Raw genomic sequence first — 26351 nt, 5'->3', positions numbered from 1 at the left:
GCATCGGTGCAAATATGTATTGAGAATACATACTTGGCATCATCGATTTCCAACAACCGTTACCTCACCGCTTACGCGTTTTCATTCAATAAATCGAAGGGTCTTCCCCGTTCCATAATTTTAAAGCAGCCAATATTTCAAAGGTTGCATAAGTAAAGTCACTTACATTCAAGGACACCGAATTACACATTCCCACAACAGACGTTTTGGTGTCTGGCCTTCGAATGTAACTGGTGTCTGTGCCGACCCAACCCCCGTTGTGGAAATAATAACGTCCATCAGTATTTTGCCCATTGGCGTAATACCACTTTCCTTCGTCACTCTCTGGAATATTGATATTTGGCTTGTTCATTAGCGCCATTAACGTTTCTGGATTTTTGCCTAGCTTAGGAGTTTGGAAGTGAGTATCCCAAATAAGCATGTCATCTATGGTGGTGAATAAGCCTCCATCACCAATAGTGTGTAAAGCGGTTAAATGATTGAGCTGTTTTCCTGCTTCGGGTGAACGATATCCTGAAGCGCGGTGAGGAATAACCTCTTCGGCGCTATCTGAAAAAAATGTGTGCTTCATACCGAGCGGCTTAAATATACGCTTGTCGGTGAATTCGCGTATCGTCATTCCGCTTACCCGCTCAATCAATTTTGCCAGAATGATATACCCGTGATTACTGTATTTCATTGTGGTGTCAGGCTCATGTACAAGCGGGAAATCTTTAATGACAGAATAGTATTCCGCATTTGGTATGAATTTTTCACTACCTATCATAAATCGGCTTAAAGGAGATTCACGTAGCGTGTCTAGGTGATCGTCGAAGTTTCCTAAACCAGAGAAATGACCTAGCATTGAATTAATGGTAATTTTTCTTCCATAATCTTTTAAATCAGGTAGGTGCTTGCGTATATCGTCTTCCAGCTTGATGGCTCCATCATCTGCTAATAACAAAACAGCAAACGCTGTAAATTGCTTTGATACCGACGCCATTCTGAATACCGATTGATTATTGAGGGGGATTTGGTGTTCTAAATTAGCCAGGCCATAGCTTTTTTTGAAAATAAACTTTTTGTTTTGGATAATACCTATAGAGCAGCCCGGTCCATCTGGGCTAATGCTTTTATCTGCAATTGCATCCATTCTTTTTTCTAAAAGCATTAGCTGCTTATTCTGTGCAACAGTTTGACCTGAACTGAGTAATAAGCTAAAGGTGAACGCCTGAATTAATCTGTGCATGAGTTTTTCCTATTTTATTATTTATGCTTAGAAACATTTGCCTTCCATGTAAACTAAAACGTTAGGTGATTTTACATTCGCACTAGCATTGTCAAGTACTGAAACTCGTTATATAACATTTTGTAACTCCAAAATATTAATCGTTTTAGGTTGAAAAATATACTCTATGTTTGTATCGGAAAAAATATGACATGTCTGCTAAATTAGCTACGCCAGTAAAGGACTAAAGAGGAGCCTTGATGTCAGAGTCAAGGCTAGTTACAAATATAAACAACTACAACCAAAGCGCTCATTGCTCTTGGCGTTTTGAAGTGTGCCTATCGTTTGCTATTTCATTCTTCATTTTCTTTTTAAACACGAGAAATCTTAATTGTTTTAATCAAATCTGATTGTGAATGTTTTTATGGTTTTCAACCTTTTGAAATTAAAGATTTTTATTTTTACTCTCGACCGCAAGAAAGATTTATCTTGAGCATCAAAATTACTCAATTGCTAAGAGCTATATTTAAGATTACAACTACTTCACTTTATGTGGGTGCTCTCAATTTCCCACTTACCCTATGTTAACTCGTGGGGTGCTAAAACCATCAAATATTGATGTTAAGCATCACCACTCAAGGACTCTTTAGATGCTATCTACTTTATTCGTTGTTGATCAAAGCACCGATGTGCTGCCGCTGGCAAACAACGTTGTCACCTTTGAAACCTATTTACAGGAATACCCAAAGCTTGGCGAATCAAAACTTCGAGTGATTAATTTATGTGACTGTGACCGCTATTTAAGCCAAGGTTACTACTGCTCTTTACTAGCTGAGGCGGGTGAAAAGCTAGGAATGAAGGTGCATCCGTTGGAAGCGTCTGAGCTGTATAGCTTAGGTCAATATGATGGCTTATTTATCCGTGAAACAACGGCAATTGATCATCACACTTATCGCTTTGCGCAAGAAGCAGAGCAAAAAGATTTAGTGGTAATTGATGACCCAAGCTCTATTTTGCGCTGTTGTAATAAGGTGTTTTTACATGATGCCTTTAATTACAAGAAGGTGCCAAGTTTAGAGACGCGATTTGTTAGCCAGTGCAATGAACAAGTAATTGATAAGCTCATTGACGACTTGTCGTTACCTCTGGTGCTTAAAATGCCTGAGAGCTCGTTCTCAAAAGGTGTTTTTAAAGTGAAAACCAAAGAAGAGTTGACAGAGCGCCTAGAGGCACTAATGAAGGTCTCTGCGATTGTACTAGCGCAAGCATACTTGTATACCGAGTACGATTGGAGAATTGGTGTATTAAATGGCCGTGCGGTATACGGCTGTGGTTATCATATGGCACGTAACCATTGGCAAATTTATAACCACGGCTCAAAGCGTAACTTTTCTGGTGGCTTTGACACTTTGCCAACGTTTGAAGTACCAAAAGCGGTATTGCGGGCGGCATTAAAAGCGGCAGCAGTCGTCGGCAATGGTTTGTATGGAATTGATATTAAAGAGCACAATGGTAAGGCCTACGTGCTTGAAGTAAATGACAACCCAAATATTGACCAAGGGGTTGAAGACAAGTACCTCGGTGACGAGCTGTACATGCAGGTAATGTCTGAATTATTAAGGCGCCTAGAAGCGAGAGGTAAAAAGTAATGTTACAACCGGTGTTAGTGCTTGAGAAGGCTGTTCCACAAGATTTGAATGATCTTAGCGCGCTAGAGCAACAATGCTTTAGTGCAGACAAGCTCAGCCGTCGCCAACTCAAGCATTACATTAATTTTGAACATAGCCTATTGCTAACCGCTAAACTTGCTGGAGAGCTTGTGGGATATGGTCTCCTTTGGTTACATCAAGGAACACGGCTAGCCAGACTTTATTCGCTGGCGGTGTCGCCACAGCATCAAGGGCAAGGCATAGCACGCCAACTCATGTCAGAGTTAGAAACCAAAGTGGGTGAGTTTGGTTGGCTATACGTGCGTCTAGAGGTTGCTAAGCGCAATACCTCTGCCATTGGTTTGTATAAGCGTAAGGGTTATCGGGTGTTTGGTGAGTATCAAAACTACTATGCAGACCAAGATGATGCGTTAAGAATGCAGAAGTGTGTACGCAAGCTATCAAAACAGGCCGTATTACTTCCCGCACCTTGGTATCAGCAAACTACTGAGTTCACTTGCGGCCCTGCGTCACTGATGATGGCGATGGCGAGTATTGATTCTGGGTGCATGGGCGATCAAATATTGGAGCTTCAGATTTGGCGTGAAGCGACGACTATATTTATGACCGCCGGACACGGTGGGTGTCACCCGTTTGGTTTGGCATTGGCAGCTGAACGCCGGGGTTTTGCAGCAGAGGTGGCAGTTAATACATCTGGGCTGCTATTTTTGGACGGTGTAAGAAGCGTGCAGAAAAAACAAATCATGACGTTAGTACATGAGCAATTTCAGCAAGAATGTGAGTATCGAGATATTCCGATTCATCAGACCGATGTGCAATTAGCGCAGGTGGAAAAATGGCTATCACAAGGCAGTGCAGTGCTGGCGTTAATAAGCACGTATCGGTTAAACGGTAAAAAGGCACCACATTGGGTACTAATTACGGGTATAGATGAATTATGTTTATATCTTAATGATCCTGATGTAGAGGATAATCAAAATCCAATTGATTGCCAACAAGTTCCAATTGCAAGGGCAGATTTTGAAAAAATGATCACCTTTGGCGCAAGTAAGCTAAGTGCCTTAGTTGTGTTGCATGAGTCATTTTGAGCAAACAGTACTACACCGCCTGAGTTAAAAGTAAAGGGGGAGCTTGCTCACCCTTTACCCTAACTATCAGCAAACAGGTACTTCACTCAAAAAGTAGTGTTGATAAAGTAAGAGCATCAGTTATAGCCCTTATTTTGTCCTTATAATGTCTTTAAAAACTCGACAAGTTGCCATTTTTCGTCGTTGCTTAACGTTGTGCCATGGAGGTGCCCATGATTACTATTTCCAGGCATCACATCACCATTTCCCTGCTTTACATTAAATTCATTCATGCCTTTATGGGTGATATAACCCACATGTACAGGATCGAACTGGCGACTACCAACCCAAAAAGTATCCGGACGTAATTCAGGTGGTTGTAGTAATGACCATAAGTTGGGAACTGAGCCGTTGTGAAGATACGGAGCCGTTGCCCAAATGCCATTGAGTGGCCGAGCTTTGTAAACACCAGCATCATAAAAGCCATCTTGGCAATCTACATCCGTATCAGGGCTTAGATCATGCCTGTTTTTCAGATATACTTTGAGGCGTTCTTCTATGGACTTTTTGGCCGTGGTTTTCTTACCATTTGGGCCTGCACGTTCAGCTACAAGCCCAGCTTCAATGGCTTTGATGGGATGTTTTAACACTAAGCCGACCACCCCATTTACCGGTATATCAATCGCTCTATCAATGGCATCAAACTTATTTCCTATCAAAATATCTGTTTTCGTACCAGCCAAGAATAAGGTCTTAGCTTGATGACAACTGGCATTATTGGACATCGTCGGATCAGTGCCAATTGTTCTAACAGGTACGGTTACTGCCTGATAATCTTTAAGCACGTTTTTTCGGTCAATCAGTTGGTGACAATTGGCACAATTATTCTGATATAACAATTTACCCTGCGCGGCTTTATTGGTATCAATACCAGGTAAGTATTGCTCAGGCCAAGCTGGTGGTAATAAAGTTTTAACCCACGCCTCTAGTTGCCCAAGACCTTGAATATCGACAGTTGAGCTGTAACGAGCATGTTTCCCCCAAACTCGTTGCCAAACAGGTGCTTCCTCAATAGCTAGTGAACCGAACACACCGACGACTTCTCCGATGTTTCTGACCAAAGGACCAATCACAGGAACGTTTGGTGCAGACGCGTTCCACTGTACGACATTAGATTGATGTGTCCCCCACAAAAAGGGATAAGAGACAGGTGCCGTAGGTGCATTTTTATTATTGAGATCATCCAGCGCGAAAGCAGTACCAGCATTTTGAATATTACCAAAGGCGTCTAAGCGGGCGTAGCTGGTAAAGTCCTCAGGGTAGTGTGCTGGCAAAGCATTAACCGTTTGTCGTTCAGCGGTGGCAAGGGCAACATGTTTAAGATCTTCGCGCAAATCGTCAATTAACTCAGCAGATGTGCTTCCTTTTAATACACGTTTGGCAAACCGATTGAATTTCTGATTATCATTGAGCGTGGCTTCAAGTGCGGCATTTAAGCGGCTAAAAAAGAGCACAAAATTGGCCAGTGTCGGTGCACCTTCGATCAGGATTTTAGTGTCATTAAAATCAAGTTGATTGGTGTGACATGCCGCACAAGTCATACCAACCCAAGCTTGTCCGGTCTGTTGGTTGTGATGAAGTGCAAACCCAATAGGTAATCCCGATGGGTTATTTGCAGATGTTTTACTTGGCAAATAACGCAGCATTTCCATGTGTTCACTATCACGAAAAAGTGCGGTACTGCCGGGCTGTTCTAACCACGTAAACCATGAATAGGGGATTATCTGAGAGCCTTGACCTGTAAACCAAAAGTCCTGTCGTAACTTATCCGACCACCCTTGGTTTAGCCAAACCCGCTTAGGAACTTGACCTGAATGTGTTACTTGCTCAACAACTTCTTTTGATATTTCAGGTTTGTTAGTGGGCGACGTGCAACTTGCAAGGAGCAAGGTAAAGATAATTGCAGTGTTTATATATTGTAATACTGGTGGCTTATCCATAATTTTCTTTGCTTTGACGGTAAAAGTACAGACAACCTTAGTACATGGCTTTTAACAATCAAGTTACATCACATTACACCAATCAAGCAGGTTTATAAGTGACCTTGACGCTGAAATAGAGAGTTGGTCAAGCTATTGTTTTTAAAGCTTTCCTAGAGATGCCTTTTTACCATATTAGTGTTTTTTAGTAACGGAGAGCTCGCAGCTTTTTTCTATTTTATTTTTTATCTATTTGATATTTATCATAAATTTTATTTAACAAAGCACAGGCTAAGCGCCCCCTGTTATTGCTAAAACATGACTGCTCAAGCTGCTTGAGTTATTCAAGGCGCTGATTATTTATCAGACTTTACTTTTCAAAGATGAAATATTTATGTAAATTTATTTGTTTACACTGTATTTACTTTGTTTGTTGGGGAGCATTTGTGCGTCGAAGTAGTTTCGCTATTTTCCATTTGATGGCAGTGGTAGTTATTTTGTTTGGGCTGATCACAGGCCCTCGTTTGGCTATTATTAACCATGACTTTCTTGCATTTTTATCGCCGTTATTGCCCCAAGGTGCAATACTCTCAACGCATGTACTGTCTGGTTGTGTGCTGACCTTGATTGCGATTGCATTTGCATTTGTGAGTCTTCGCAGCCCCTTTTATGGTACGCCCAGCAAATTTGACAAACTCATTAACTGGTTTGGTTATATCAGCATCATCCTTGCCATTATTACGGGCTGGTTATTATGGTTAAGCCCACAATCTCTAGGTCTCATTGTTCATGGCATTTGCGCCGCAGCCATTATGGTTTATTTATTGCTACATGGGGTAAAGCATATTGTCTATAAAGGTAAACGAGTTCTGAGTGTGTTGATACCGAGAAACGCCTTAGTACTGCTAAGCTGTTGCATGGCGCTTGTGTATTGCTCAGGGTTAGGTGTGCAATATTTTATGTTGACGCAGCATTTACGATTAGAGATAGCGCCCCTGTCTGAACACAGTTTTCTTGAAATCGATGGTCTTGGTGACGAGCCTGAATGGTCTCGAGCAAAACCCGTGACATTAACTACGTTTGGTGGGGCAAACTTTACCGATGGCAGTAGTGAGGTGGAGATTAAGGCGCTGAGCAATCACAGCGAAACTTTTTTCCTGATCCGTTGGCAAGATCCCACCCAAAGTCTCTCTCACTTACCATTGGAAAAAACCGCAGCAGGGTGGCAAGTTCAAGAAGATGGTTTTTACCGTTTTGATGAGCGTACTTACTATGAAGACAAATTTGCCATCATGCTGTCGACAACCTGTGAGCTGGGAGGAGATGGAACTGTCCATTATGGTGATACCCCGTTAAATGATAAACCGCAAAATTGGCACGGCAAAGGATATCATGCCAGTACAGACGGTCGTGTACGAGATCTGTGGCATTGGAAGGCCCTAAGAACCAACGATATGTACTTGGCAGATGACAACTTTGTTGGAGCGGCAAAAAAGGTGGCGCTAGGAGAGCGGCGCTATACCGCAGGTTACCAAGCTGATGGTAAAGAAAGTGGGGCTTATGTAATGAATTGGCGTTGGTATTCACCCGACACAGTGACCCCAAAACGGCTGCCAATTCCTACCGCTGAAGAAACACCAAATAAGGTACTTGATTGGTTTTCTAGTACAGTCTACACACCACAATCTGATAGCGCGAAAATAGGTGAGCAACTTCCATCGGTGTTGTATCGCTCAAATCGTTTTGAGGGGGATAGAGCGGACGTAAGAGCGCGTGGGCGTTGGCAAGATGGTTATTGGACACTGGAACTGGTCAGGAAACACCAAACTAACTCAGCCCTTGATGTAGATTTACAGTCAGGTGTGTGTATGTGGGTATCGGCCTTTGATCATGCACAAATTGCACACACTCGACATCACAGAGCCATCCAGTTGCGGTATATGCTATGAATATCACTTCACGCTTTATTTTAACGCTGATAATCGTGGGGATGACCTTCGCTTGTTTGTGGGGAGAGCCTCCAAAGCGCAAAGCGCCAGCGCATAGTCGCTTTATCAAAGTAACGAGTGATATGCAGCCGTTATCAGCATGGCAAGGACCGTGGCATTGTGTATACGACAAAAAGTTAAATCTCATTTGGGAAGTCAAACGTGACGATGAATCTATTCATGACGGTTACTGGAGCTACTCTTGGTACGATGGTAATACAGGTATTGCTGATCAAGGGGATTGTTACTTTGAAGCATCTCGTTGTGATAGCCAAGACCTTATTCGTAACACCAACCGTGCTGCACTGTGCGGTAGTACTATGTGGCGCTTGCCTACCCCCGCAGAGCTGCGCTCATTAATTCAAACACCTAATAGTCCAGGTAGTCCGCATATTGCGAGTGATTTTTTCCCCCATATTAAAAATGGTGATTACTGGAGCAATGCAGCTGATGCCCAATTACCTCGTGCATTTAGAGGTAAAAAACGAGGGGCTGTTGCGGTGAACTTTCATACAAAAGAGTCGCTTTCATTGCCTTATGACAATGCTGCTTTTGTGATGCTGGTGGCAACGCCACCAATACAACTCTCTACGGCTCTAAGTGGTAATGAGCCTATTACGCTTAACTAGGACCAAGGAAATGAAATACACGTATACAGCAACATTATTACTTACCACGAGCCTCTCTTTTGGCAGCATGGCTGCCAGTGATTATCATCGGCTTGTTTGGGATGCAGAGCCTAGCACCTCAGCCACAATCGGTTTTACTGCCACATCGGGAACCGGTCATATCGTGAAATATGGCAATACGACCGATGAACAAACTTGGCGCAGTGGCGCAGTTAGTGCGACTCATACTTTTGATAATGGCCTTTCAAGTTCATTTGTAAAGTTAACGGGCTTAACACCCAATAGTGCCGTGTATTATCGCGTGTGTGATTCTGAAGGGTGTGGTCAGCGACTTTGGTTTAGAACGGCACCACAAACTGCATCGGGTATCACCGCTGTGGCTGGTGGTGATACGCGCACCGGATGGACAACGCGACGCAAGGGTAATGCGTTGATAGCCAAAATTAGGCCGTTATTTATTATGCACGGTGGAGATTATACCAATGCAAATTCAGCTTCTGAAATGCGTGAGTATCTAAAAGATTGGCAATTAACATTTTCAGATGACTTAATAAATGGGCTGGCTTATAAACGTATTTATCCGTTTGTCGCGACGCATGGAAATCATGAAGATGATAATTATAAAACGCTCTGCCAAGTGTTTGGCGTGGATTATGATCAAGATGGGACGTGCACCGCAAAGGACACCTATGGTGCGTTGAATGTCGCTGGCCTGTTGCGGGTTTATACGCTAAATAGTCAATTTAAAAACAGTGGGTGGTCGAATTATGCAACAGCCATGAATAACTGGTTAAAAAGTGATTTACAGTCGCAAGGAGCTGGCGCCAAATGGCGTGTTGCACAGTACCACAAACCTATGTATCCACACTACTCAGGTAAGTCTGACAATACCATATTACATACGTGGTGGGCGCAGACTTTTTATGATCATGCGATGAACCTCGTCGTTGAGTCTGACACCCATATCAATAAGCTCACTTATGCACTTAGCCCCACCAGTAATGGATTCAGTGCAACTACACAAGGTGGTACGGTTTATGTGGGTGAAGGTAGCTGGGGAGCACCTGCAAGAAGTGCAAATGATCCAAAAAATTGGACGATTGACTTGGCTAGTATTCAGCAGTTTAAAGTATTGAGTGTGACCAATGACAAGCTGACAGTACGTACCGCAGAGTTTTCTAGTAATGCGACGGCGTTGACTAAAGCTGAGCGTGACGCCGATCCGCTGGCGCTGCCTATGAATATGACATGGTGGTATGCCACAGAAATTGGTGAGGAGCTAAACTTACTTAAAGCTGCAAATAACCTTTCGGTAATAGATACACCGGTGATAGAGCCTCCTTTGCCGACAGAGTTGATCAGTGGTCAAGCTGAAACCAATTTAACAGGCGCACAAGCATCACAGTCACTCTTCTATATTGCAGTGCCTCCGACGGCGACACAATTGACGGTAGAGACGCGCGGCGGTCAAGGTGACGTAGATTTGTACGTACTCTTTAATGCACCACCCACCACAAACAACTTTGAGTGTCGCCCCTATAAGTCTGGCAATAATGAAGTGTGTACCATCACACCGGTACAGTCAGGCAATTATTATGTGATGCTTAATGGCTACCGTGATTATTCTGGTTTGTCTTTGACAGCGACCTATTCGACAGACACACCGCCGGATCAAGGCAAGCAAAAACAATGGCCAGATCAAGGTGGAAGCAAAGGACAATGGCAGTATTATACATTTGATGTTGCACAAGGAACGCAAAGCTTACAGATCAGTGCAGCAGGAGGGACAGGGGATGCCGATTTATATGTCCGTTTTGGTCAAAAACCAACAAGCGAATTGTATGAGTGTCGCCCCTATGAAAACGGCAATAATGAGCTGTGTACTATTACAGCGCCGGCCGCAGGGCAATGGCACATTGGACTTTACGGCTACGCCGCCTATTCTGGCGTAACAGTGGAGGCTAATGCTCAGTAGTCATGGTAATAATATGCTTGAGCTTGGAACAAACACTTGTTTTTGGCTCAGGTTATACGTTAGGCCGGGTTAAGTAATTATTTTGGCGTGTGATCACAGAAGATAGGCTTGTTGCAAAATAGAGTGAATTGATGGAATTGCGACAATAATCAGGGTACAATTACGCTGCTTTTTTGGACGCATTCATGCGTTCTGGCAACGACCTCTGAGGCTCGCAATCGTTGCGGTTCGTAGGGAAGAATAATTGATCACGAGCTGGATTTAGTCTCGTGGTGATAACAAGGATCATATTATGAATACAAAACTTCTCGTTGGCTTAGGTGCTGTGGCTATTGCCGTTGGTGCTTATGTTTCTACTCAACCTTCTTCACCTAGCATAGCCATGGAACAGCTAGAGTATGTGCCTGCTGACACTGCAGTTTTTTGGGGGCAGTTGCAGCCTTTTGAGCAGCAAAAATACCTCTCTTTCATGCCACAGGAACTAAGGCAGATCCAAGATATTGAAGAAGTAACTGCAATAATCAGACAGGAAAATAATAAGCATCTTAACTTCTTGGCGACATTATTAGAGCAGTATAATCAAGCGATGACTTCGCCTGAGCAAATGAAAGCTATCCTTGGTATGGGTGACACCGTGAGAAGTGTGTTCTATACCGTAGGTTTGTTACCTTCAATTCGCTACGAACTTGCAGACCCTGAAGCGTTAAACCGTACCATCAAAATGGCAGCTAAAGACGCTGGTATAACATTCGAGGAAGACACGCTAGATGGCGTGGCGCTGACGCGTTACAAACTTGAGGTTGCCCCAGATGCCAATATTGAGCTGATCACCTCTATTCAGGGACAGTGGATCACCACTACTTTCAATACACCGATTAACACTGAAGCCGATCTAAAAATTGCACTAGGTATTGCCAAGCCTGCTCAATCACTTGCACAATCAGGCAAACTTGAACAGTACAACGAGCAATTTGGTTTTGATGGTGCGTCAATTGCGTTTTTAAATCACGTGGCGTTAGTTGATGGGATCACAGCAAATAAGCAGTCTGATTTGGCACGTATGCTGAACAACATATTGCAGTTAGGTGGTGGCGCAGAAGAGCTTGCAAACATCAGAACGCCAGAATGCCAAGCTGACTACAGCGCAATTGCGAATCAGTGGCCTGCAACGGTAATGGGTACTAAGAAGGTTCAATTTACTAATTCTGAAATCGACTTTGAAATTGACACTGTGGTTGTTGGTAAAGACACAGAATTAATGAAAGCGCTTGGTTCTATTCGTGGCTTTATTCCTGCGCATGTCACTAATGATGAAGACAAAGTGCTGGGGTTTGGATACGGCGTGGATGTTGCTAAGATTGCACCGCTTGCTAACACCTTATGGAGTCGCTTTACTAAAGCGGAGTTTTCTTGTGCAGAGCTTGTCGCAGCGCAGCAACAAGCTAAGCAAAATAGTCCAATGGCAGTGGCGATGATGACTGGTATGGTTAACTCTGTAAAAGGTGTAAGCGCATCAGTGTTTGATTTATCAATAGATCAGAATGCTCAAGGGATGCCTGAGCCAAAAGCGGTTGATGCACTTATTACGCTCTCAGCAGAAGACCCATTAGTATTGGTGAATACTGTTAAAGGTCTTGCTCCTATGCTTGCACAAATTGAAATACCTGAAGATGGTAGCCCCATCTCAATTAATCAATATATCCCTTCTCCGCAGCCGCTAGGAATAGATATTAAACTGGCGCTAAAAGGAGATCACTTAGTATTATTTACTGGTGAAAAGTCTACTGTTGTTGCACAGAAAATGGCAGACCAAGCACTTGAGAGTAATGGCATGACACACTTTAGCATGGATATGCAGGCCTTTTTGACACCAATGCTAACTGCATTGAAGTCAGCAGGACAACCTGTTCCTGAAAGTCTCGATGCGCTCCTGGAGCAAAATATGGTGTTTGAGTTTAGTATGGATGTGGCTGAACATGGCCTCGTATTCGGTACTGATATGAAGCTAAAAAAGCTATAAAGATTAAGTACAAATAACACGTAAAAAATGCCGACTTACTGTCGGCATTTTTGTGTCTGAGGTTATACCAATTTGACTTAATGCTTGCTCAATTTGAAGGCGTAAATTTGACGCTAACAGCGTTAAAAACTTCCTTTCCAGAACAACTAAATAGCAAAATTGTTACTTGGTAATCGACAAGATTTTCTCGCCTCAAAATAGACCGCTTAATTAAGAAAATTGATATTAAAATTGGTATCGCACTGTCATTTTAATATTACGACCAAGCTCCGCAGGATCATTGGCTTCACTTGCAGGTGCACGCAAATAGCGCTTATCAGTGAGGTTGTCTACCCCTAAGCGAGCGGAGAAATTTGATAAGCCTCCTGTTCCTTGATACTTGGCATTGAGATTGTAAACAGTATAGGTTTTTGTACCAAACCCTCGCTCTAACATCGCATCATCAAGGCGTTGCTGTGCTCGGTAGTGTAATAGTTGCAGACCTACGTTAATGTTCTCATTTAATTGATAGTTGCTGTTCCAAGTGAGCTTGTCAGCTGGCGCTTCTGAGTAGGGTTGCGACTGATAATCTATTGTGCCGAGATAAAAGTTAGGTACCCCTTCTACATCCATATTCATAGACGCGTACCCCAAGTACATATCAAGTGCAGCAAAGGAGTAGTGCGCCTCAATCTCAACACCATGACTAAATAATTTACCGATATTTTTGGCACTATAATCACGGTGTGTTGCGACGGGAATACCGTTGCTGGGCTCTGGACCTGGCGACCCAAGTTGTTTGGTACCATTGGCATCTATGTAATACATAAATGGAACATTATCGATGTAGTTATCTACTTCGGTATCAAAATACATAACCTTGATACTTAGGTTTTCAGCATAGTGTAAATTTTGCCAATTTAGTCCAAAGCCTATCTCGTAGTTTTGTGATTCTTCCGCTTGTAAATCTGGTTGCGGTTCACTGAAACATATCTTTCCACCAATGTGGCAACGCCATTCATCTTTTTTGTACAGCTCTTGCAGTGAGGGGGCTCGAAAGGCCTGCGCTGTTTTTGCGTACAAATTAAGGTGCTCAGCAGCTTTAATTGTGACACCAAGTTCACCTGAAAGTGCGGAGTCATCATTATCTTGATAGCCGGTAAAATGATCACTAGAGCGGCTGTAATGATCGAATCTTACGCCCCCTGTAAGTAGCAATTTGTCTTGCCACCACTGGCTTTGATCGATTATAGAAATTGACCAATTGGATGCGTCGCTATCACCGTAGTAGGTTGAAAGGTTGGCAGGGTTATCATCCCATTGTTGCTGGTCAAAGCTCTCCGCTTCATATTGGGCCTCAATTGCGAGCTTGTGTTTTACCTTGCCGGTAAAGGTTGATAAGTTCGCCACGCGCAAGCCATGGCGTTTACTCTCACCCGTTTTAGCACTGTCGTAATTGATTTTATTGCTGCCACGCTCGATAAATCCTTTGGTGATTTCGTCATAGGTCTTACGAGAGAAAAACGCTTGGACATCTAGGTCGATTAAGTCATTGTCGGCCTGATAGGTATAGTTAACCATTCCTTCAAGATAATCATTTTTGTAGTCTTCAGCGAGGGTGGGGTAGGCAATTGCCAAGTCCATACGCTGCGCATATGGTTGATCGATTGACTCGGTTTTACTGTAGTCGACTTTACTTGTGAGGCTGTGGTGATCGTTAATGTACCAAGTATTTTTTAGCGCAACGTTTTGTCGTTTGGATTCGTTTTTGATTTTACTGATACGTTGAATATCATCTTCTTCATCAGTATGTTCGTCAGCGACAACATCAATGTCACTATACTTTACTTGTCCGAAAGACAATACGGTATCGCTGTGATCATTTAAGTGGAATATACTGACATTGACATCATTTGCGTCAGCAACAGATAAGTGTGTTACAGACACACTAGCTCCAAGCCCTTGATTATCTTGCAGGTAATCAGCTGCACTTTTAGTGACTAAGCGTATGCTGCCGCCAATGGCACCTGAGCCAACAGTTAGCGAGTCAGCACCTCTTAACACTTGTATTTGTTTAAGCTGATCAGGATTAATGCCAAGGGAGTTAATTTGTGCAATATTTTGGCTACCATCAGAATCAATCTTACGTTTTACATTATCGACGGAGATATGAACCCGCTCACCGTACAATCCTCTAATTGCAGGCTGTCCTGATAGCGGCGTCACACTGCCTGAAAACTCGACATTGGGTAGCGTTTTAAGTATTTGATTTAGATCTGCGGCTTGCTGCCTTGCGATTTGTTCTTTGGTTAGTGCCGAGACTGATGCGGCAACATCATGATTTTGGGTAGTTAACTTATGACCAAATACCTCAATTTTTTCGATAGTAGTTGATGAGGTGTCAGACGCTGCTGCATCAGCGGAGGCACCATAAAGCGCTGCAAAAATGCAGAAGGAGAGAGTAGAGTATTTCATTTATTAATCCTTAATAAAAACAATTACTATTTGCAGTTGCGGCGTGGATGTTAGATGTTATAAGATCTAATTGCAATAATTAATTACTTATAGTTATATGATTTATAAGGTAAACAGAATTTATTTTTAAGGAGAAAATATGAATAAAATACGTACACTATGTGCGCTATCAGTACTGGTACTTAGTCTGGCAAGCGAAGCTAAAAACATTGAGTTTGGTGGTGGCGCTGATTTGAATAAGCTTGTTGCGGCTACAGAGGTACTTGAAAACGTGAATGAGTTTAAAGAACGTGAGATCACAGTATCAGGCAAGGTAACTAAAGTCTGTAAGAAGCGTGGTTGTTGGATGACACTGCAAGTCGATAACGGTGAAAGTTTGAATGTTAAAGTCCGAGATGGTGATATGGTATTTCCGATGTCAGCAATCGGTAAGCGTGCTTTTGCGACCGGTAGAGTTGAACATTTTAAGCTGGATATTGCAAAAACTAAGCGCTATCTTGCGCATAAAGCGCATGAAAACGGCGAACAGTTCGATGAAACTAAAGTCATAGAGGGAATGGAGCTTATCAGGCTAAAACCGGATGCAGTAACAATTATTCAAGAGAGTGAGTAGGCTGACATCACTTCACCAAAACAGCGTACTCGAAGTCGGTGCGCTTAGACGTGGGGCTGATGACAACCTGATAGGTTTGTGCCCCTAACATAACGTAATTTACTTTGCCTACTTTGAGTGGCTTTGGCGTACTGTCTAAGTCCATCAACCACACACCAGTTTCTGTATCTGGGGCTAAGTTTATTAACGTTCTACCGACATTATTAGGTATGTACAAAGCCGCATTACCGCTTTTGCCCCAAATAGCTTTTAGCTTGCTACTCTCAGATACCAAAGTGTAGTTGGCAGGACCTGAGGGGCGCATATCGGTTTGGTTGACGACTTCACACTGTTCACATTGTATCGAGGTTGCCGATAGATGGGTTTGCAGTTGGCCATTAAAAATAATACCTTCAGCCGCAATTTTCCATATTGGCTGCGTTTCGCTCAGTTGATTGCATCCAAAGAGCAGCAGTGCAGACAAGGCGAGGCTGTAATGTTTATTTATAATGGACACCGGATCACCAAATTACAATAAGTTAAACCGGTACAAATAGTAGCTAATCTTTGCTGTTAATATAAGTGTGCAACGTTAACGAATGTAAAGAGCCTCTATTTTAGTGGAGGGATCAAGCTAGCTGCTACAACCACTACCACAGCTGGAACCACTACTACAACTGGATGCTGAACTATCAGCGCCATCAGCGTTACCATCACCACTTTTTAGTGTCGTACAGCCGATGTTTCCGGCATAAATGGCGAGCGTATCGTCATGTTTCGGTTCAGTTTGATCTGATTGAAATTCAGCTGTTGTATAGTAATACCCGTCGGGTATGTGTAGCTGTGCATCTAATGCAAATAGGATGGGCAGTTGATGTGGTTTTCGTGGCGAAATGCTGGCAATACTGCAACAGGCTCGCCAAGTTTTACGAATACTGAGCTGTGCTTTATTACTGCCTTGCATTGCTTCTGATGGGCAATGATGTAGAAACCTGCCAAAAGCTTGTTGGCAGAACTCATGGTACGTTTTGGTATGCAAAATAAACTCATGCCAGAGTGTATCTACTACTTTTGAGGGCATAGCGAGAGATTGGCCTTTGAGCAATAAATTAGCAAGAAAAAATTGCTTCAAGCCGGATTCTACTTGCGCCAGATCTGTATCTGATAGTGTGGGGTGATACTTACGTAATTTAGGTCTAAGGAAGGTTAGATTGTAATTTTGAATGTACGTTCGACGACGTGTGTCAGTTTTTACCTTTTTATAATGCAATAAGGCAATTAAAACAGCCACTCCAATTAAAGCGTAGATAAAACCTAGCATGTACTTTCCCTATATTTTTGAGAGTTAGCATGACGAAACTCACTAAGGGTGTCAATAATGAAAGCATTTGGTTGAGGGATAAAACTTGAGAGGCTGAGTTTATAGCAGTAGAGATTGGATGCTGTAATACCAATTAGCGTTAATACTTACTCAATTTGACGGAGTAAATCTGACGCTAACTGCGTTAAAACTTCTTATTTAGAACAACTAAATAACCTGAGCACCTTTTGTAAATCCAAATTGCTAGGCACGCATGAATTACTCATGCTCAGGTTATTTATCGTTGAGACTAAATAACGCGTTTGACATATTCGCCTGGTGCATCATAAATACCAGGCTGTTCATCGCTTTGCGCAGCCCTTGCTGGTACAAGTTCTGGTGCTAATTGGTGTAACCACTGTGTCCAGTGAGGCCACCAAGAACCAGTTTGGTGCTGTGCTGATTCAAACCACTGAGTTGGGTCGTCGTTATCTTGCCCGTCAAACCAAAAACCGTACTTATTTGCATCTGGCGGATTGATCACTCCTGCAATATGACCCGATTCGCCAAGCACAAAGGTCACTGAACTACTGAGCCTTTTAGCCCCTTCGTATGTCCCTTGCCAAAGCGCAATATGATCGTCACGCGTAGAGAGAAAGTAGACCGGTTGCTTTACTTTGCCAAGGTCAATTTTAGTGCCTCGGATATTCACTGCTTTGTCTTCGATAAGACCGTTATTGAGATATAGCTCACGTAAGATAAAGTTGTGGCATGCTGCGGTTAGGTTTGTACTATCACTATTCCAATAGAGCAGGTCCAAATCCGCAGGTGTTTTGCCTTTCAGATAGTTGTTGACGAAGTAATTCCAGTACAGGCTGTTTTCTCGCAGCATACTAAAAGAAGTGCCAAGCAAGTGGCCTGACATTACACCATGCTGATTGTTGTACTGCTCAAGTGCACTAATGGTTGGCTCATTGATAAAAGCGCCTATCTCTCCAGGTTGCGAGAAATCTAATATAGTCGTCAGCAGGGTGGCACTTTTCACTCTTTGCTTCATGCGCTTTGCTGCAATATAAGCCATACAAGTCGTCAGTAAAGTACCGCCAATACAGTAACCCATAGCATGGACTTGGGTTTCGCCGGTTTGTTTTTCTGTTTGCTCTAAAGCGCATAACACGCCGTCAACAACGTAGTCATCAAAAGCAATGTTAGCCATACTTGGATCTGGGTTTTTCCAAGAGATCATCAAAACCGAATAACCCTGTTTGAGTGCCCATTTGACCAGGGAATTGTCAGTTCGTAAGTCAAGTATATAGTACTTATTAACAAAAGGAGGCACGATCAATAGCGGTGTTTTGTGTACTTCTTCAGTACAAGGGTGATATTGGATCAGCTCAAATAAATGATTTTGAAATACCACTCTACCTGGGGTACAAGCGAGATCCTCGCCAAGGGTATAAGCATTCTCATTGGTCATGCTTATACGCAGCATTTCTGAACTTTTGGCCAAATCTTTTTTCAGTAGTGCTAGACCGTCAAACAAGTTTTGGCCGTTACTCTCAAGCGTTAGCCTAAGCAATTCAGGGTTGGTTGATACAAAATTGCTTGGTGACATCGAATTTACTGACTGTCTGGCAAAAAACGCCAATCGCTCTTTGAGTTTAGGATCAAGGCCCGGGGTATTTTCAATGGTATTTTGCAGTGATTGCCCAAACCAAAGGTAGCTCTGTTTTAGGTAGTTAAACCACGGGTTTTCCTGCCAATCTGCGTCAACAAAACGTTTATCTCCACGCTCTGGACTAACAACCTGCGCTTTTTCTCCTGTTGTGTGTGGCATAAAACTATTTTGGAAAATAGCAAATTGAGTTTGCCACCATTCACTTTGTTGTTTTAAGAAAGAATCAGGCTGTTGGTTGATGGCACTGAGCCAGCTCTGAAAATCAGCTTGGTTTTGTTCATTCAATGCCTGTTGCAATGGATGCGCTTTACCTAGGTTGGTGGCGGCCAGTTGCCACAATTCTTGATTATATTGCCACCATGCGGTCAACCCTTGCTCAATATTTGCTTGAGTGCCCATACCGGAAAATCCTTTATTTTTTGAACGGGTAAGGCGATCGAGATCGCCCAGTGTTAGAGGTTATTGCGCTTTTGCTGTTTTTAGTGTTTCTTTGCTTAGAGACTCTAGGCTGTCTTTAAACTCTTGACCTAATTGCGAAAGCTTTTGACCGTCTTGGATCATTTGCTGGCTGAGTACGTTTAGGGCAGTTAACTGACTTGCATTAAAGTCCATCATCGACTTTGCATCTTTGATTTCAGTCGCTTGCTTTAATTGCTCAATTGAGGTTTTAGTGAGTTGCTCTGCACTATGAAGCTGGATTTTAGAGAGCGCTTCGATATTTTTTGCAACAATTTGATTGAACTGTATTGCTGGCGCGAAAAATTGCTCGGTTTGCTCGTTGAATGTTTTAAATAAATCGCTGTACATGATCGTTTCCTTGTTTTGGATTGAGTTAACGCAATAAATCTTGTGAAATCTGGGCTTTAAAAAAGCCAGTACATTTTTTCTCAAAATCTCAGAGTAATAAATTGGTTTTATATAAACCACAATGCCACCAAACATCAGGTACAGCTCATTCCTTTGGTGGTTGCGATATTACTGCATGTATAATCCGCCATTAAGAGAGAGTGTCTCTCCTGTGATATAACTCGCCTGTTTTGATGCCAAGTAGGCTACCGCAGCGGCAACTTCGTCAGGAGTCGCCAGCCTTTGCATGGGCACTTGTGCTTTTATGCTGTTCAATACATCTTCACGCATAGCGCTTACCATAGGCGTTTCTGTATAGCCGGGTGCAACAGCATTGACGGTAACGCCACTTCTAGCACCTTCGTAGGCTAGGGCTTTAGTAAAGCCAATCATGCCAGCTTTAGCGGCAGAATAGTTTGTTTGACCAAACTGGCCTTTTAGTCCATTTACGCTAGAGATGTTTATGATACGACCTTGGCGGTTGGCACACATTGCAGAAAAAACAGGGTTTGTCATATTAAACAAAGAGTTTAGGTTAGTGTTTATGACTTCGCTCCACTGCGTATGTGTCATCTTCTTAAATGCAGAATCTCTGGTAATACCCGCGTTATTGACCAGTAAGTCTATGTTGCCAAACTCTTGTAACACTTGCGTCATCGCAGTGTGGCAATGTTCGGCATTGGTGACGTCTAAAAATAACGGCTTTACGTTTACTGGGTTGATTTGCAACATATTTAGCCAATTATCAAAGTCAGCCTCATTGCGTCTTTCGCTCGCAACGGCGATAACAAAGAAATCTTTTTCAATGAGTGTTTTTGTAATAGCAGAACCAATACCACCAAAGGCACCGGTAACTACTGCAATATGCTTGTTTTCCATAACGCTCCCGCGAAAAAAGAGGCTATACCAACATACTTCCTAGCCGAGTTAGCTTAACTATCATTTTTACGCGCTTTTATGACAAATTAGTCGCGAGTTTGTGTCAGTTTGAAGACAGTGGAAACTAAATTAGGAACGAAAACTTAAATAACCCGAACGTGGGGTAAAAGTGAGTTAGTCAGCTAAAACACCTAAGCGCAAAAGGCGTAATAGCTGCTAGAGAACAAGTTACTACCCCTAGTTCAGGGTAAATAGTCTTAAGTTTATTTTTGATTGACCGATAAAGTAAAACGGAGCTGCGAATAAACGGGGCACAAGGAGATCTAACATTAATTACTTACCCCTGCCGTCAGCATCAAATTAATCGTATTGATCCCAAGGAGTGAAAATGGATATTCGAATACATCAGGGAAGCTTATCACCAAGAGTACCTGACGTTATGTCTAAATCATCAGCTGCATCTCAACCTGTGTCACAAAACGCTCAGTCATTACCTCAAAGTGAAGTTGAAAATGAGAATGAGCAAGATCAGCGTGTGGTGCTCTCAAAGGAGCTTGATGAAGAGGCAACGGGTTATAAGGAAGATAATCCAGTCTTTAAAGAAGACTACGAAAACTTAGAAAAAGCGATGGATCTTATTCAAGCGCAAATTCATACATTGCAAGAGCGTATTGATAAGCTGATGCAATCCCGAGAACAGCGTTTTATGAAAATAAACCACCAACAAGATATTACGCCCGATGACGGAGCCGTTATTGCAGAGCATGTCGGAAGCAAAAAGTATCGTGATAATACGGTGACCGATGAAGTAAAAGAACTTGAGAAGCAACTATCAGAGTTAAAAGGGCAAGAAGCGCAGCTGCGTACTCAGATGTTAAAGGCGATTTTGGCAGAGCGAGAGCGGTTAGAAGAGCTCAAAAGTAAGGGCAAACTGTAAAGTACAGCGAAAAGCTCCCTGCTACTAGTGAATTATTGAAAGTGAATCAGCCTTGCCAACTAGAGACAAGAACTTGGGCATATAAGAGCAGGACTATCCTCAAAATGCCCTAAAGTGAGAAAGAAATAAGCTAATGTATAGTAGCTTACCCCCAAATCTTACCGTTTAAATGAGTGGGTTTATTAGACTCGCCTGACAGGCCGCTTTAAGCGCATAGGTGATGGTTGTGAATGCTACCGCAACTCAACAAAGTGGCCGTTTAGCCAACTCATTTTTGCCCCAAAGTGAGTTAGAGCTCAGGTCTTAATTGCGCATTCTACGGACACTTGCGATTAGTATTTTTCTATAGCACCATTTCCCAATAGCAGACGTTCACTAACACTAAACAAAGTCATAAATTCAGGCCTATTACTTATCCATTAATGAGCACAAACTGCGATCTGATAATCGCTTCATTAGAGTAGCTTGCTCAATGGACTCACCACGCTGTTAGCCCCTTGTTGTAAAACATGGGTATATATCTGTGTTGTTTTAACGTCTGAGTGTCCAAGTTGGCTTTGCACGGTACGAATATCGGCCCCAGATTGTAGTAGATGAGTTGCAAATGAATGTCTTAGCGTGTGAGGTGTAATGGGCTTTGTTATTTGCGCTTTTAAAGCTGCCTTTTTAATCGCTTTGCGTACTCCCGTCGGATAAAAGTGGTGTCTTCTAATTTCGCCTGTTTCTGGATCTGCACTTAACTTATAAGATGGAAATAAATACTGCCACGCCAGAGACTTATTAGCTGATGGATATTTGCGAGCAAGGGCATTGGGCATCCAAACCCCCGCGTATTGTTCGTTCCTTATGTCAAACTGCAAGTAATCGTTGACCTGAATTATTTGACTTCGCAATAAAGGAACTAACTCGTTAGCTAACGTCACTATACGGTGTTTATTACCCTCGCCGTTCCATATACGAATGCTTTTATAATCGAAATCAATGTCTTGAACTCGTAGCTGCACAGCTTCCATCACGCGTAAACCGCTACCCTACATTAATCCTGCGATTAAGTAATAGCGTTTATCTAAAAATGACATCAATAATTTTACTTCATTGGGTGTCATCACTATGGGAAGTTTTTGCTGTTTTTTACTACGTACAAATACTAGATCGGGCGATAGCTCTTGTTTGATGATGTGTTTATATAAAAATACCAACGCATTTAAAGCCGTAGCTTGGGTTTTAGGAGATACATTTTTCTTCAAAACTAAATAGTCTAAATATTTCTCAACCTCGTTATCCCCCATAGATGAAGGGTGTCGCTTGTCGTGATAATTAATAAACCCAGCAATCCATTTTAAGTAGGTGTCAACAGACCGCAAAGAGTATTGTTTGGTTAGCATGTAATCGACAATTGAGTTTAAAAATGGAGAGCGTGTTTTCATCATCATATCTTTGAATTGTTAGCTGTGTATATATACAGTTTGGCTACATTGCCTCCATAGTCAAGAAAGCGAGCAAATGGGACGTTTTCTCCTTTTTGTTAAAAGGTATTATTGCTAAATATAATTATTTAGCAATAGGTTGAAATGTATGATAAAACTGGTTCAATCAGATAAACGACCCAGCCAATGGTAGAAAAACGACCCGTTGGGTCGATATTAAATTGTTAGGCACTAAGGAGAAGTATGAGCGAAACGGCAGGCACAGTGATCAAATTACTAGCAGCTTTAACATCCCCTAAAGCTTGCGTTAAGTACTTAATGGTTGCGATTTCATTGTATTTATCTTGGTTACATTTGGCGCCTAACTTAGCTGATTTAGAAATAACTTCTGAGCAAAAGTCTCTAATATTATTATTAATTGGACTGGGAAGTGGTTCTTTAGTTGGTCACTTCCTATCAGAAATCTCAGCTTTCTATTGGAATAAACATAAAGAAAAGCGAAATAAAGCGAAAGAAGAGAAGCAGGAAGCGGAAGACAAGATAGAAAAAGAAAAGGTAAAGAGAGAAAAAGGTGAAGCTTTATTAGAACAAATAAAGTCAATGTTTCAGCACTTCACTTCAGAGCAGAAAAAACTACTTAGAGAACTGACGCTTCAAGATAAAACAATAAATACCAGAGATTCAGAGAATGAAGCGCTGATTAAAAATAACTTTATTAATACAGTCCTTCAAGTTCAATATCAAAGTTATGTTGTAACTATCAATCCAGCAATAAAGGACTTTATTAAACAACATTGGAATGCAGAACTTGATATGCGTATCCAAGAATTTAATGAAATACATGGGGAAAATTCCAATTTTATTTTGGATTTAATGACCGAGGGAAATGCTAATACAAATATTGACCCATCAATATTTGAGAACTTGCAATCTAGCACTGGAATCATAAATAAAGGTTTAGATGATGAAGGTGTTCCTGGGCTTTGGTTATGGTTTGATTTTTACATACGTGAAAAACTGACAGAGTTGAACGGTAAAGAATATTTAGATGAAGTATTCATAGAAGAATCAAGGTTTGCCAAAAGTGCCTAACAAGCGCATTAAGCATGGGACTGCTAACAGTTTGCTCGGTTCCGCTTCGCTTCACATTTTAGCAAACTATTAATCAGCCCCTTATGCGGGCGTTAGGCTCCAAGAGGAAGTTATGAGTCCAGAGGAAATACAAAGTGTTTTAAACTTTCTCCTTAGGTATGGCTTCGAAGGAGTGATTGCCGGACTGGTTGTCTTTCTTTTGGTAAAGTATTTTTTGCCAGGGTACTTGTCTCAGAAAGGTAAGAATCTCGCTACTAAAGAAGATATATCAGAAATCACAAAAGAGATTGAGGAAGTAAAGTCTACTTACAGCCAAATAATGGAAACGTTTAAGGCTCAGCACCAATTGAGATTGGCAGCGGTGGAGAAAAGGCTTCAAGCGCACCAAGAGGCCTTTTGCTTGTGGCGAAAGATAAATGGTGCTTTAGGTACTGAACATCTACCAGGGATAATACGAGAGTGTGATGAGTGGTGGGGAAATAACTCATTGTACCTAGAAGCAGAGCCAAGAAGGGCTTTCTTGGAGGCTTGGGTGTCAGCGAAAGATTTAAAATGGTATCAAGAAAACTCCGAGGCGAGTTTGGTGAGTAAATGCTATCAACAAATAAACTATGCTGGTGAAGCAATCACAAAAGCTGTTGAATTGCCTAGGCTTAATGAGTTGATCGATACAAAAGAGCCTAACAAGTCAATGCAGCCGACCGCTAAAGCGTCGGCTGATTGAGGCGTTATGAGTACATAGAAGTGTTGTCGTAGTAATGAAAGAGTTTTATCTTTTTGTATCTATCTTAATTGGCCTAGTATCAACGTATGACGGCTACATGCTATACAAAGCCAAAGGCCAAGTTATAAGAAACAAAATTATTGTATTAACCAGTAGCGTTGAATTTCTATGGGTGTTGCTAACTTTTTACATGTTGTTCTCGGTTAATTTCTCTAATATTGAAATACTCGTTCCTGTGTTGTTTGCAGCACACAACGTGATTGGTTGGGTATACTCTTTTGTGTTTTATCCCATACCTAAAAACGCAACGCCACTTGAGACATTGGATATACAAATACCACGTTGGTATACAGTGTTTGGTTTATGTTTTGGCATAGTGTTCACTGTAACCAGTAGTATGGTTTTTGCGCTGTACTCATAACAAGCGCATAAAGTGGTGGGACTGCTAACAGCTTGCTCGGTTCCGCTTCGCTGCACATTTTAGCAAGCTATTATCAGCCCCTTATGCGGGCGTTAGCCTAATTATCAATATATGGAGAAATGATGGAACTAAAAGATATATCTGTTGGTGTTACTGGTTTTATAGATATTTTAGGTTTCAGCGCTAAAGTTCTTTCTGCTGATAATTTGGAAGATATAAAAGAGTTACATAGGCTCATAACTTTGGTGCAAGAAAACTTTGAGTTTTCTAACAATGACGAAATGACACAAGAGGTGCACGAACTTGCTGGGAAGTCAGTACTCGCATTTTCAGATTGTGTCGTTTTTAATATTCCTTTGGAATCTGAATCTACGAAATATAGTGGAACATTTGACCCGTTTATGATGGATCTACTAAGTATGGCATTTTCGCAAGGTATTTGTGTGCATAATGGGCTTTTTGTTCGAGGTGGCATTGATATTGGGTGGTGGTACAACAAAGGGGATACATTGATTAGTAGCGCTCTGGTTACATCAGCAAAAAGAGAAGCTACAGCTAATGTCCCTGTTATTGCTCTATGTGAAGATCTCTATGAACATTTTTATGGACATTCTGACCGTTCCACATATTCAGAAGCAATTGACCCTATAAAAGCAATGTTCAGGCATTATGAAGATAGTAATACGAGTTTCTACTATCTTGATTATATTTATTTGTGCCTTAACAACATGGATTGGAGCCCTAGAACAAAAGAAGAGCGAGAGCAATATCAAAATGCGTCCTATGAACAAAAAAATATCATCAGAAATAAAGGTTACGAGTCTATGATTGAAAACTGGCTAATTGGACACTCTAGCGAAATAAAAAAAGCAGCGGAAAAAGTAAAAGGTGATTCCAAGGTCTATAGCAAGTATGAATGGTTAGCCGCGTATCACAATGATGTAGTAGGTGAATTCACTACAAACTCTGACTGTTTATGCAAATTAGGCTAACAAAGCATTTAAGAGTGATTCGCAACGCTTGGCAGTTTCGCTTCGCTCAAGTATAGCCAAGCGCTGCTCACACCTTAATGCGGCGTTAGGTATACAATCATGCTCGAAGAATTTCGATACTTATTGTCACCAATCAATGTTAAACAGCACCCAGAATGGGGAGCCTACATTGAATTGATTGACTATGAGCATAAAGATTATATTGAGGATGTATTATGCGAGCACTTCGATTTGGAATATGCATTTTCTTCAAACGAGGATGATACGGGAAATTACATTTTATACTTCGCTGAGAACGCAGCTTTTGATGCTGTAGATAAAGCAGTAAATGAAATTAACCAATACCACAAAATTAATAACAAAGAATATAAAGTGGCACCGTATACCTAGCAAACGCTTTAACCACAAAGGACGCAAAACAGCAGGCTTGTGCTCCTTCGTCGCTAATTTTAGCCTGCTATTTTGCGCCGGTTA

21 protein-coding genes and 1 pseudogene are annotated in these 26351 nt (G+C 41.8%); 13 read left to right on the top strand and 9 right to left on the bottom strand.

Annotation, left to right across the window (positions count from 1 at the left end):
- Positions 1-85 precede the first annotated feature (85 nt).
- A complete protein-coding gene (locus tag J8Z24_RS12050; protein ID WP_176032848.1) occupies positions 86-1228 on the bottom strand; it encodes a serine hydrolase domain-containing protein in 1143 nt (380 codons plus the stop codon).
- Between the two features lie 629 nt (positions 1229-1857).
- Here J8Z24_RS12050 and J8Z24_RS12045 point away from each other — a divergent pair.
- Together J8Z24_RS12045 and J8Z24_RS12040 are read left to right on the top strand one after the other, a co-directional pair.
- Positions 1858-2856: a RimK-like ATPgrasp N-terminal domain-containing protein gene (locus J8Z24_RS12045; protein WP_176032849.1), complete on the top strand. Its 999-nt coding sequence runs from the start codon at positions 1858-1860 to the stop codon at positions 2854-2856.
- Positions 2856-3965 carry a GNAT family N-acetyltransferase/peptidase C39 family protein gene (locus J8Z24_RS12040; RefSeq protein ID WP_252094752.1) on the top strand — a complete coding sequence of 370 codons (1110 nt, stop codon included), beginning with the start codon at positions 2856-2858 and terminating at the stop codon, positions 3963-3965. Before J8Z24_RS12045 ends, J8Z24_RS12040 begins: the two co-directional genes overlap by 1 nt.
- A gap of 140 nt (positions 3966-4105) precedes the next feature.
- Here J8Z24_RS12040 and J8Z24_RS12035 read toward each other — a convergent pair whose 3' ends face one another.
- Positions 4106-5944, bottom strand: coding sequence for a di-heme-cytochrome C peroxidase (locus tag J8Z24_RS12035; protein ID WP_252094751.1), 1839 nt, complete (start codon positions 5942-5944; stop codon positions 4106-4108).
- A 425-nt stretch (positions 5945-6369) separates the two neighbouring features.
- On the opposite strand from J8Z24_RS12035, the gene J8Z24_RS12030 reads away from it, so the two are divergent.
- From J8Z24_RS12030 to J8Z24_RS12015, 4 genes are all read left to right on the top strand, one after another.
- Positions 6370-7872, top strand: coding sequence for an ethylbenzene dehydrogenase-related protein (locus J8Z24_RS12030; RefSeq protein WP_128731602.1), 1503 nt, complete (start codon positions 6370-6372; stop codon positions 7870-7872).
- Positions 7869-8540: an Lcl C-terminal domain-containing protein gene (locus tag J8Z24_RS12025; protein WP_125253990.1), complete on the top strand. Its 672-nt coding sequence runs from the start codon at positions 7869-7871 to the stop codon at positions 8538-8540. The genes J8Z24_RS12030 and J8Z24_RS12025 overlap by 4 nt, the downstream gene beginning before the upstream one ends.
- A 10-nt stretch (positions 8541-8550) precedes the next feature.
- Complete coding sequence (locus J8Z24_RS12020) at positions 8551-10515, top strand: pre-peptidase C-terminal domain-containing protein (protein ID WP_252094750.1); 1965 nt, start codon at positions 8551-8553, stop codon at positions 10513-10515.
- A gap of 292 nt (positions 10516-10807) precedes the next feature.
- Positions 10808-12535 carry a hypothetical protein gene (locus J8Z24_RS12015; protein WP_176032853.1) on the top strand — a complete coding sequence of 576 codons (1728 nt, stop codon included), beginning with the start codon at positions 10808-10810 and terminating at the stop codon, positions 12533-12535.
- A 225-nt stretch (positions 12536-12760) separates the two neighbouring features.
- On the opposite strand, the gene J8Z24_RS12010 is transcribed toward J8Z24_RS12015, so the two are convergent.
- Entirely contained in the window at positions 12761-14989 is a 2229-nt protein-coding gene (locus J8Z24_RS12010) for a TonB-dependent receptor domain-containing protein (RefSeq protein WP_176032854.1), read from the bottom strand.
- A gap of 139 nt (positions 14990-15128) precedes the next feature.
- Between J8Z24_RS12010 and J8Z24_RS12005 the strand changes: the two genes are divergently transcribed.
- Positions 15129-15602, top strand: coding sequence for a DUF4920 domain-containing protein (locus J8Z24_RS12005; protein ID WP_176032855.1), 474 nt, complete (start codon positions 15129-15131; stop codon positions 15600-15602).
- Between the two features lie 7 nt (positions 15603-15609).
- Here the strand turns inward: J8Z24_RS12005 and J8Z24_RS12000 are convergent, their stop codons facing one another.
- The 5 genes from J8Z24_RS12000 to J8Z24_RS11980 form a co-directional block, all read right to left on the bottom strand.
- Positions 15610-16098 carry a hypothetical protein gene (locus J8Z24_RS12000; RefSeq protein ID WP_176032856.1) on the bottom strand — a complete coding sequence of 163 codons (489 nt, stop codon included), beginning with the start codon at positions 16096-16098 and terminating at the stop codon, positions 15610-15612.
- A gap of 117 nt (positions 16099-16215) precedes the next feature.
- The gene (locus J8Z24_RS11995; RefSeq protein WP_176032857.1) at positions 16216-16902 is read right to left on the bottom strand and encodes a glycine-rich domain-containing protein; all 687 of its coding nucleotides are present in this window, start codon (positions 16900-16902) and stop codon (positions 16216-16218) included.
- A 289-nt stretch (positions 16903-17191) separates the two neighbouring features.
- Entirely contained in the window at positions 17192-18958 is a 1767-nt protein-coding gene (gene phaC / locus J8Z24_RS11990) for a class I poly(R)-hydroxyalkanoic acid synthase (RefSeq protein WP_176032858.1), read from the bottom strand.
- A gap of 60 nt (positions 18959-19018) precedes the next feature.
- Positions 19019-19366, bottom strand: coding sequence for a phasin family protein (locus tag J8Z24_RS11985; protein ID WP_125253982.1), 348 nt, complete (start codon positions 19364-19366; stop codon positions 19019-19021).
- A gap of 168 nt (positions 19367-19534) precedes the next feature.
- Positions 19535-20284: an SDR family oxidoreductase gene (locus tag J8Z24_RS11980; RefSeq protein ID WP_252094749.1), complete on the bottom strand. Its 750-nt coding sequence runs from the start codon at positions 20282-20284 to the stop codon at positions 19535-19537.
- Between the two features lie 388 nt (positions 20285-20672).
- Between J8Z24_RS11980 and J8Z24_RS11975 the strand changes: the two genes are divergently transcribed.
- Complete coding sequence (locus tag J8Z24_RS11975; RefSeq protein ID WP_147391344.1) at positions 20673-21221, top strand: hypothetical protein; 549 nt, start codon at positions 20673-20675, stop codon at positions 21219-21221.
- Positions 21222-21676: 455 nt separating this feature from the next.
- Here J8Z24_RS11975 and J8Z24_RS21850 read toward each other — a convergent pair.
- Positions 21677-22648 (bottom strand): annotated as a pseudogene (locus J8Z24_RS21850) (integron integrase).
- A 243-nt stretch (positions 22649-22891) separates the two neighbouring features.
- Between J8Z24_RS21850 and J8Z24_RS11960 the strand changes: the two are divergent.
- The 5 genes from J8Z24_RS11960 to J8Z24_RS11940 all read left to right on the top strand — a co-directional run bounded on the left by J8Z24_RS11960 (position 22892) and on the right by J8Z24_RS11940 (position 26267).
- Entirely contained in the window at positions 22892-23740 is an 849-nt protein-coding gene (locus J8Z24_RS11960; protein ID WP_252094747.1) for a hypothetical protein, read from the top strand.
- 112 nt (positions 23741-23852) lie between these two features.
- Positions 23853-24464: a hypothetical protein gene (locus J8Z24_RS11955; protein ID WP_252094746.1), complete on the top strand. Its 612-nt coding sequence runs from the start codon at positions 23853-23855 to the stop codon at positions 24462-24464.
- A gap of 34 nt (positions 24465-24498) precedes the next feature.
- The gene (locus tag J8Z24_RS11950) at positions 24499-24885 is read left to right on the top strand and encodes a hypothetical protein (protein ID WP_252094745.1); all 387 of its coding nucleotides are present in this window, start codon (positions 24499-24501) and stop codon (positions 24883-24885) included.
- A 122-nt stretch (positions 24886-25007) separates the two neighbouring features.
- Positions 25008-25877 carry a hypothetical protein gene (locus J8Z24_RS11945; protein ID WP_252094744.1) on the top strand — a complete coding sequence of 290 codons (870 nt, stop codon included), beginning with the start codon at positions 25008-25010 and terminating at the stop codon, positions 25875-25877.
- A gap of 99 nt (positions 25878-25976) precedes the next feature.
- Complete coding sequence (locus J8Z24_RS11940; protein WP_252094743.1) at positions 25977-26267, top strand: hypothetical protein; 291 nt, start codon at positions 25977-25979, stop codon at positions 26265-26267.
- Positions 26268-26351 lie beyond the last annotated feature (84 nt).

Source organism: Pseudoalteromonas sp. SCSIO 43201, assembly GCF_023716725.1.
GTDB lineage: Bacteria > Pseudomonadota > Gammaproteobacteria > Enterobacterales > Alteromonadaceae > Pseudoalteromonas > Pseudoalteromonas peptidolytica.
Note: the sequence above shows the minus strand (reverse complement) of the source record. Positions and strands in the feature narration are given on the sequence as shown.